This is a genomic window from Albimonas sp., from assembly GCF_055129145.1.
This window is the reverse complement of the sequence record NZ_JBSRTQ010000183.1, coordinates 1-7434: the sequence shown is the minus strand read 5'-3', so window position 1 is coordinate 7434 and position 7434 is coordinate 1. Positions and strand designations below refer to the sequence as shown.

Sequence of the window (7434 nt, the reverse complement as noted above, 5' to 3'; positions counted from 1 at the left end):
GCCATGACCACCCCGCTTTCTTCCCCCCGCCACCAACCCGCGCCGCGCCCCGCCGTCAGAGCACGTAGCGGCTCATGTCCGTCGATTTCGCCAGCTTCGCCACCCGTTCCTCGACATAGGCGCGGTCGATCTCGACCGACTGGCCGTCGCGGTCGGGGGCCTCGAAACTCAACTCCTCGAAGACCCGTTCCAGGATGGTGTAGAGCCGCCTTGCGCCGATGTTCTCCACCGTGCGGTTCACCTCGGCGGCGATCTCGGCCAGCGCCGCCACGCCGCTCTCCGCAAAGGTCACCGTCACGCCCTCGGTCGCCAGCAGCGCCGAATACTGGCCGGTGAGGGCGTTGTCGGTCTCGGTCAGGATGCGGACGAAATCGGCTTCGGTCAGCGCCTGCAGCTCCACCCGGATCGGCAGTCGCCCCTGCAATTCGGGCAGCAGGTCCGAGGGCTTGGAGACGTGGAACGCCCCCGAGGCGATGAACAGGATATGGTCGGTCTTGACAGGGCCGTGCTTGGTGGAGACCGTCGTCCCCTCGATCAGCGGCAGCAGGTCGCGCTGCACGCCCTCGCGGCTGACATCGGCGCCGCGCGCCCCTTCGCGGGCGCAGACCTTGTCGATCTCGTCGAGGAAGACGATGCCGGATTGCTCCACCGCCTCCAGCGCGTCGCGGGTGACGCGTTCCTGATCCACCAGCTTGTCGGCCTCTTCGGCGATCAGCAGGTCGTGGCTGTCGCGGATCTTGAGCTTGCGCTTCTTGGTGCGCCCGCCCAGCGCCTTTCCGAACATCGCGCCCAGATCGGCCATCTGGCCCGGCTGCTGGCCCGGAAGCTCGAACATCGCCATCGGGTTCGACGTGTCGGTCACTTCGACCTCGATCTCGGTGTCGTCGAGCTCGCCCGCCCGCAGCTTGCGGCGGAACATCTCGCGGGTGCCTTCGCGCGAGCCGGGGCCGGTGAGGGCGTCGAGCACGCGTTCCTCCGCCGCCGCATGGGCGTGGGCCTGCATCTCCTCGCGCCGCTGCTCGCGGGTCATGATGATCGCGGATTCGACGAGGTCGCGGATGATCTGCTCGACGTCGCGGCCCACGTAACCCACCTCGGTGAACTTGGTGGCCTCGACCTTGAGGAACGGGGCGCGGGCGAGCTTCGCCAGACGGCGGCTGATCTCGGTCTTGCCGACGCCGGTCGGCCCGATCATCAGGATGTTCTTCGGCGTCACCTCGGGCTGCATCGCGGCCGGCAGGCGGCGGCGGCGCCAGCGGGCGCGCAGGGCGACGGCGACGGCGCGTTTGGCGTCGCCCTGGCCGATGATGTAGCGGTCGAGCTCAGAGACGATCTCGCGCGGGGTCAGGTCGGTCATGCAGAAGTCTCCGGGGAGGGCGAGGGTTCCGGGAGGCGCAGCGTCCAGGGCGGCAGGCGGTCCTTGCCGGGGAAGTGGGGCAGCGCGCCGAGCAGGCGGGCGCGCAGGCCGGTCCAGCCCGAGCCGAGCGCCACCACCAGCGCGCCGAGCGCGATCAGCCCGCCCGCCGCGCCCAGATCGGCGGCGGCGGCGAGGCTCCACACGATGGAGGCGAGGTAGCCGGCGGCGGCCATGAGAAAGCTGCGCCGGTCGATGATCAGCGCGGCGAGCACGATCAGCGCGAGGAAGGCGATGAGGCCCGCCCCCGCCGCGACGCCTTCGTGGCGCAGCAGGCTGAGCGCCACGGTGTTGACGATGGCCGGCCCGGCGGCGAGGTGCAGCCAGAACCCGCAGGCCGACAGCCGCCCGACCCGGTGCGGATCGCGCAGGTCGAAGGCGAGCGCCGTGGCGAAGCAGGCGATGCCGAAGGCCAGCGTCGCGAAGGCGAAGACCGAGGAGCCGCCGAGGTCGAAGAGCGCGGCGAAGCCGCCCCCCTCCAGCGCGCGGGCGGCGACTTCGGCCTCGCCCGGCCAGACCGCGGCGATCAGCGCGCCGTAGAGGCCGACGGCGACGGGGAACAGCGCGAAGGGCAGGCGGAAGCGCAGGTGGAAGGCGAGCGCCCCGGCGGCGGCGGCGAGGCTGACGATGCCGGCCGTGGCCCCGATTCCCATCGCCTCGGGCAGCAGGCCCGCGGCGATGGCCATGGACGACAGCGCCGCGCCGAGGGCGAGCAGCAGGCTCGGCAGGGTCATGCGCCGCCGCCGGGTGAGATATTCGGCGAGCAGCCAGGCTCCGGCGAGGCCGACGATCCCCGTGGAGACCAGACCCAGCGCCAGCCCGGCGAGCCAGAGCCCGAGCCCGAGCAGCGCCACGCCCAGCGCCACGAACACGTCGTTGAGGCCGCGGAACAGCTCGAACGGCTCGTCCCCCAGCCGCTCGCGGAACCCGCGGCGGGACTGGGCGAGGGCGGCGAGGGAGGCGGCCTGCGCCTCGCTCACCATGCCCGCGGCGACCGCGGCGCGCAGGTCGCCGGCGTCGAGGCCCGAGGGGGAGGGAGCGGGGACGGCGGCGGCGGGGGGCGCGGCGGGATCAGACGGCAACGGCGGCTCCGGGTCCCGGTCCGATGCTCTCGACCGTCAGATTGCCGTTGGTGTAGACGCAGATGTCGGCGGCGATGGCCATCGCGGCGCGGGCCACGGCCTCGGCGTCCATGTCGGTGGCCATCAGCCCCCGGGCGGCGGCGAGCGCGTAATTGCCGCCCGAACCGATGGCGGTCACGTCATGCTCGGGCTCCAGCACGTCGCCGGCGCCGGTGATGACGAAGAGCAGCTCGCCATCGGTGACGATCAGCATGGCCTCGAGGTTGCGCAGATACTTGTCGGTGCGCCAGTCCTTGGCGAGGTCGACGCAGGCGCGCATCAGCTGGCCGGGCTGGGCCTCGAGCTTGGTCTCCAGCCGCTCCAGCAGCGTGAAGGCGTCGGCGGTGGAGCCGGCGAAGCCCGCGACCACGTCGCGCCCGCCCGGCGACAGGCGGCGGACCTTGCGGGCGGTGCCCTTGATCACGGTCTGGCCGAGGCTGACCTGGCCGTCGCCGGCGACGACGACGCGGCCGCCGCGCCGCACCGCGAGGATGGTGGTGCCGTGCCAGCCGGGAAATCGGTCGTCGCTCATGGGTCTCCGCCTTCGGGGTTTTGGATCGGGTGAGCCGCATATAGGGGCGAGGGGCGGAGGACGCCACCCGAAGGCGCCCGCCCCCGCGTCCCCGCCCCCGCGTCCCCGCCGCCGCTTCCCTCCCGCCCCCCCGCCCGCTATACGGTCCCCGCCCCGAAACCGGAGGATCCGGCCATGCGCAGCGCCCGCGTCGCCCGCAAGACCAACGAGACCGACATCACCGTCGAGATCGACCTCGACGGGACCGGGCGGCACGACTGCCGCACCGGGATCGGCTTCTTCGACCACATGCTCGACCAGCTCGCCCGCCACTCGCTGTGCGATCTCACCGTGCGCTGCGACGGGGATCTGCAGATCGACGACCACCACTCGGTCGAGGACGTGGGCATCGCCATCGGTCAGGCCTTGGCGCAGGCGGTGGGCGACAAGCGCGGGATCCGGCGCTACGGCGCCTGCCTCTTGCCGATGGACGAGGCGCTGACCCGCGCGGCCCTCGACCTCTCGGGCCGGCCGTTCCTCGTGTGGAAGGTGGATTTCCCGACCGAGAAGATCGGGAGCTTCGACACCGAGCTGGTGCGCGAGTTCTTCACCGCGCTGGCGATGAACGCGCGGATGACGCTGAACGTCGCCCTGCTCGACGGAGCCAATTCGCACCACATCGCCGAAAGCGCCTTCAAGGCGGTGGCCCGCGCGCTGCGCGAAGCGGTCGAGGCCGATCCGCGGCAGGCCGGCGCCATCCCGTCCACCAAGGGGGCGCTGTGACCACCGCGATCATCGACTACGGCTCGGGCAACCTGCATTCGGCGGCGAAGTCCTTCGAGCGGATGGCGCGCGAGACCGGGCGCGGCGGGCCGGTGGTGGTGACGTCGGACGCGGCCGAGGCCGCGCGGGCCGACCGCATCGTGCTGCCGGGGGTGGGGGCCTTCGCCGATTGCCGCGCCGGGCTGCGCGCGGTGCCCGACATGTGGGAGACGCTGGAGGCGCGGGTCGCCGCCGGAACCCCGTTTCTGGGGATCTGCGTCGGCCAGCAGCTGATGGCGAGCCGCGGGCTCGAGCATGGCGCCCATGACGGCTTCGGCTGGATCGAAGGCGACGTGGACCTGATCCGGCCCGCGGACCCGGCGCTCAAGATCCCGCATATGGGGTGGAACCAACTGGTCATCGACCGGCCGCATCCGCTGCTGGCGGGGATCGCGGACGGGGACCACGCCTATTTCGTGCACTCGTTCCACCTGACCCCGGTCCGTCCGCAAGAGCGCTTCGCCCATGTCGAGCATGGCGGGGCGGTCACGGCGATGGTCGGGCGGGACAACATGGCGGGCACGCAGTTCCACCCCGAGAAGAGCCAGGCCACCGGCCTGCGCCTGATCGCCAATTTTCTGGCCTGGGCGCCCTGAGCCCGCGGGACGGATGCGCCGCGTCGAGGGCCCGCGGGTTGCGCCGTCCCGCTCGCGGCGCGTGGAGAGGACGGCGCGCCTGACGCCGTTTCCCGACCCCGGCCGGCTTGCCTTCCCCGTTCCGTCGCGCCAAACCGGCGCCGAAGCCGACCCGCCACCCGGACATCCGGAGACCCGCGCCATGATCCTCTACCCCGCCATCGACCTGAAGGGCGGCGCCTGCGTGCGCCTGCTGCGCGGCGACATGGACGCGGCCACCGTGTTCAACGACGACCCCGCCGCCCAGGCTCGCGCCTTCCAGGACGCCGGCTGCGGGTGGCTGCATATCGTGGACCTCGACGGGGCCTTCGCCGGCCAGTCGGCCAACGGCGCCGCGGTGGAGGCGATCCTCGGCGCGCTCACCATCCCCGCGCAGCTCGGCGGCGGCATCCGCGACATGGCGGGCGTCGAGGCGTGGCTCTCGCGCGGCGTCGCCCGGGTGATCCTCGGCACCGCCGCGGTGCGCAACCCCGATTTCGTGAAGGCGGCCGCGCGCGCCTTCCCCGGCAAGGTGGCGGTCGGCATCGACGCCCGCGACGGCAAGGCGGCGGTCGAGGGCTGGGCGGAGACCACCGAGATCGAGGCGCTGGACCTCGCCCGCCGGTTCGAGGATGCGGGCGTCGCGGCCATCATCCACACCGACATCGACCGGGACGGGGCGATGGGCGGGGCGAACATCGCGGCCTCCGCCGCGCTGGCGCACGCCGTGTCGATCCCGGTCATCGTCTCGGGCGGGGTCGCCTCGATGGACGACATCCGCGCCGCGAAGGCCTGCGGGGCGCCGCTGGACGGGGTGATTTCGGGCCGGGCGCTCTATGACGGGCGGCTCGACCCGGCGGAGGCGGCGGCCTTCCTCGCCGCCTGAGCCTTTCCCGCCTCCGACCTCATCCCCGGCCCGCCCCCCCCCCGAGACGGCCCCGCCCGGCGCCCCCGCCCCCACGCGCCGCGGGCGGGACGTGAGGCCCGGGCGCGACCCTGACGCGGCGCCCCGCGGCTGGCGCCGGGCGCCCCCGGCGACTATTGTGCGCCGCGCTCCCTTCGCCCGAAAGGCCCCGCCCCATGCTCAAGACCCGCGTGATCCCCTGCCTCGACGTGAAGGACGGCCGCGTGGTCAAGGGCGTCAACTTCGAGGGCCTGCGCGACGCCGGCGACCCGGTGGAGGCCGCGCGCGCCTATGACGCGGCGGGCGCCGACGAGCTCTGCTTCCTCGACATCGCCGCCAGCCACGAAGGCCGGGGCACCCTCCTCGACATCGTCTCGCGCACCGCCGAGCAGTGCTTCATGCCGCTGACCATCGGCGGCGGGGTGCGCACGCCCGAGGATGTGCGCGCCCTGCTGCTGGCAGGCGCCGACAAGGTGTCGTTCAACACCGCCGCCGTCGCCGACCCGGACGTGATCGCGCGGGCGTCGGAAAAATTCGGCGCCCAGTGCATCACCGTCGCCATCGACGCGAAGACCGTCGAGCCGGGACGCTGGGAGATCTTCACCCATGGCGGGCGCACCCGCACCGGCATCGACGCGGTGGAATTCGCCCTGCTGATGGAATCGAAGGGCGCGGGCGAGATCCTGCTGACCTCCATGGACCGCGACGGCACGCGGGCCGGCTACAATCTGCCCCTGACCCGCGCCATCGCCGACGCGGTGGGGATCCCGGTCATCGCCTCGGGCGGGGTCGGCACGCTCGAGCATCTGGTGGAAGGGGTGACGGAGGGCCATGCCTCCGCCGTGCTCGCCGCCTCGATCTTCCATTTCGGCCAGCACTCGATCGCCGAGGCCAAGGCGGCGATGGCCGCCGCCGGCATCGCCGTGCGCCCGACCTGAACCGTCCGCCTGCCTGCCTGCCGACCTTACGAAAGCCGATTTCATGCCCAGCAAGCCCGTCTCCGCGCCCGCCGACGCCTCGCCCGCCGCCGTCGCGGACCATGACCTCGCGGTGCTGGCCCGGCTCGACGCGGCCATCCAGGCCCGGCGCGGGGCGGATCCGTCGTCCAGCCATACCGCGCGCCTCTTCTCCAAGGGCCCGCTGAAATGCGCCCAGAAATTCGGCGAGGAGGCGGTGGAGGCGGTGATCGCCGCCGCGGCCGACGACATGGCCGAGCTGAAGCTGGAGGCCGCCGACGCGCTCTATCACCTGATGGTGATGCTCGCCTCGCGCGGGCTGTCGCTGGCCGACGTCGCCCGGGTGCTGGAGGCGCGCGAAGGCGTGTCGGGGATCGCGGAAAAGGCCTCGCGCAAGAAGGACTGAGCCCGGCCGCCTCTCCCGCGCCGCGTCCGACTTTGGTCCTATACCCCGGCGTCAGCCGCATCGGCACACTCCCCCGCTGAAGGGCGCGCCTTGTCGCCCAAGCGAGCGGGAGCGCGGCCCCACGGCGCTCCCCAAGCCAGGGAGGACCGCATGGCCACGCTGACCCTCAACGGACGCGATCTGACGCTCGACGCGCCCGACGACACCCCCCTGCTCTGGGCGATCCGCGACGCGGCCGGGCTGCCCGGCACCAAATACGGCTGCGGCGTGGGCCTCTGCGGGGCCTGCACCGTGCATGTGGCGGGCAAGGCGGAGAAATCCTGCCAGGTCACGCTCGGCCAGGTCGCCGGCCAGGCGGTCACCACCATCGAGGGGCTGGACCCCGCCGGCGATCACCCGGTGCAGGTCGCGTGGCGGGCGCTGAACGTGCCGCAATGCGGCTTCTGCCAGGCCGGACAGATCATGCAGGCGGCCGCGTTCCTCGACGCCAATCCCAAGCCGACCGACGACGAGATCCTGGAGGCCATGGCAGGCAACATCTGCCGCTGCGGCTGCTACCAGCGCATCGTCGCCGCGGTCCGTCTCGCCAGCACGGGAGCCTGAGCCATGCTGCACTTTTTGAATGACACCGGGGCCGCTTTCCCCGCCGTCGCGCAGGCGGCGGGCCGCATCGCGGTGGCGAAGGT

9 protein-coding genes are annotated in these 7434 nt (G+C 72.8%); 6 read left to right on the top strand and 3 right to left on the bottom strand.

From position 1 onward, the window contains the following. Positions 1-55: 55 nt before the first annotated feature. From hslU to hslV, 3 genes are read right to left on the bottom strand one after another with little or no spacing between them, the layout of a single operon-like run. The gene (gene hslU / locus ACTB72_RS19360; protein ID WP_463038656.1) at positions 56-1357 is read right to left on the bottom strand and encodes an ATP-dependent protease ATPase subunit HslU; all 1302 of its coding nucleotides are present in this window, start codon (positions 1355-1357) and stop codon (positions 56-58) included. Continuing rightward, positions 1354-2496, bottom strand: coding sequence for a hypothetical protein (locus tag ACTB72_RS19355; protein ID WP_463038655.1), 1143 nt, complete (start codon positions 2494-2496; stop codon positions 1354-1356). Before ACTB72_RS19355 ends, hslU begins: the two co-directional genes overlap by 4 nt. After that, positions 2486-3067, bottom strand: coding sequence for an ATP-dependent protease subunit HslV (gene hslV, locus ACTB72_RS19350; protein WP_463038654.1), 582 nt, complete (start codon positions 3065-3067; stop codon positions 2486-2488). The genes ACTB72_RS19355 and hslV overlap by 11 nt, the downstream gene beginning before the upstream one ends. A gap of 174 nt (positions 3068-3241) precedes the next feature. Between hslV and hisB the strand changes: the two genes are divergently transcribed. The 6 genes from hisB to ACTB72_RS19320 all read left to right on the top strand — a co-directional run bounded on the left by hisB (position 3242) and on the right by ACTB72_RS19320 (position 7351). Next, positions 3242-3829 (top strand): imidazoleglycerol-phosphate dehydratase HisB, encoded by a 588-nt coding sequence (gene hisB / locus ACTB72_RS19345; RefSeq protein WP_463038653.1) that lies wholly within the window; start codon positions 3242-3244, stop codon positions 3827-3829. Continuing rightward, positions 3826-4464, top strand: coding sequence for an imidazole glycerol phosphate synthase subunit HisH (hisH, locus tag ACTB72_RS19340; RefSeq protein ID WP_463038652.1), 639 nt, complete (start codon positions 3826-3828; stop codon positions 4462-4464). The genes hisB and hisH overlap by 4 nt, the downstream gene beginning before the upstream one ends. Positions 4465-4645: 181 nt before the next feature. After that, positions 4646-5368 (top strand): 1-(5-phosphoribosyl)-5-[(5-phosphoribosylamino)methylideneamino]imidazole-4-carboxamide isomerase, encoded by a 723-nt coding sequence (hisA, locus tag ACTB72_RS19335; protein WP_463038651.1) that lies wholly within the window; start codon positions 4646-4648, stop codon positions 5366-5368. 194 nt (positions 5369-5562) lie between these two features. Next, a complete protein-coding gene (hisF, locus tag ACTB72_RS19330) occupies positions 5563-6324 on the top strand; it encodes an imidazole glycerol phosphate synthase subunit HisF (protein ID WP_463038650.1) in 762 nt (253 codons plus the stop codon). A gap of 43 nt (positions 6325-6367) precedes the next feature. Beyond that, positions 6368-6748, top strand: coding sequence for a phosphoribosyl-ATP diphosphatase (locus tag ACTB72_RS19325; protein ID WP_463038649.1), 381 nt, complete (start codon positions 6368-6370; stop codon positions 6746-6748). Positions 6749-6898: 150 nt separating this feature from the next. Beyond that, positions 6899-7351, top strand: coding sequence for a (2Fe-2S)-binding protein (locus tag ACTB72_RS19320; protein WP_463038648.1), 453 nt, complete (start codon positions 6899-6901; stop codon positions 7349-7351). The last annotated feature ends 83 nt before the right edge of the window (positions 7352-7434 follow it).